This window comes from Vibrio sp. Vb0304, assembly GCF_033338995.1.
Lineage (GTDB): Bacteria > Pseudomonadota > Gammaproteobacteria > Enterobacterales > Vibrionaceae > Vibrio > Vibrio alginolyticus.
This window is the reverse complement of record NZ_JAWOTT010000251.1, coordinates 1-1,166: the sequence shown is the minus strand read 5'-3', so window position 1 is coordinate 1,166 and position 1,166 is coordinate 1. Positions and strand designations below refer to the sequence as shown.

The window sequence follows — 1,166 nt, the reverse complement described above, 5'->3', positions numbered from 1 at the left end:
AATTGTGGGATGAAAAGGCGTACTTTTACGTCGGTGGCAGAACTACAAATAAAAATATCAAAGAGCGTTTGTGGTGGGGATGATATGGGGTGGTAGGGGAAGAGGACAAACAAAATAAATTAGTCTATGTCACAATCAATGTTTGTTGATTTATTCAATCCTTAGTGTTCTTTGCCTTTTGATGTGCACATTTTGTGGTTAAAAAAAGATACGACCATAAGTTGTTCTTGGGCCTGAAAAAGTAAGATTCCTGACCAATATTCTTCCGTTTACCGCGTAGATCTCTCCTCAAAGTCGATTACTTTTGGCTACGCTTATAGTTCGGCTTTAAAAATTTGTAAGAGGGAAGTTGAGTTGAGATGTTTGTAGTTGAAGTATTGAACAACTCAAGTGATGGGCAACAAAGGTAATTGATTATAAAGGATAAATTGGAAGCAGTGCAGAGCTAGGTAAGATATAAACCTAAAGGTGACGGTATGAGCATACAATCAACCATTATCGAATACGCTGTAGCAATAATAGGCTTACTTTTAACAGGCGTTGCCCTCTGAGCCCGAAAGCTCAGAGGATACATAACCTTAACGATTAATGTTGTAACGAGCGATTGCCGCTTCTTCTGACGTTACAACAGTTTTACCGATAGGCGCGAGGGAAATTACGGCCAGTTTCAGGTGTTGAAGTGCAAACGGAATACCAATAATGGTAACGAAACACGCTGCGGCGGATAGGATATGACCGATTGCCAGCCACAAACCTGCAAACACAAACCAAAGTACGTTGCCGATGACGCCTAGCGGACTCGTGCCAATATCCATTTCATTGGTTAGTTCATCACGCGAAATGGCTTCTTTGCCGAATGGGAAAAACGAAAAGTTACCCATGACGAAACAAGCTCGCCCCCACGGAATCCCGATGATGCTGATGAACGCAAGAATACCGAATAGCCACCACAGCAATCCCATGAATACGCCACCGAATAAAAACCAGATGATGTTGCCAAGTGTTCTCATCTAAAACCCTTTTTGATTTATAACTTTCTACAAAGTATGTCACACAAATCTTAACAGAGGATGAATGGGTGTGCTTTATCTTAAATAAGAAATCATTGATGAGAATACTCATTTGATAAAGGAAAGCGGAGATAATTGGGCTGTTGACAAAAAGGC

At 40.8% G+C, this 1,166-nt stretch carries 1 protein-coding gene; it reads right to left on the bottom strand.

Going from position 1 to position 1,166, the window contains the following annotated elements; all coding sequences use genetic code 11:
* Nucleotides 1–578: 578 nt before the first annotated feature.
* Nucleotides 579–1,010, bottom strand: coding sequence for a YccF domain-containing protein (locus R7P35_RS25410; protein ID WP_005463381.1), 432 nt, complete (start codon nucleotides 1,008–1,010; stop codon nucleotides 579–581).
* Nucleotides 1,011–1,166 lie beyond the last annotated feature (156 nt).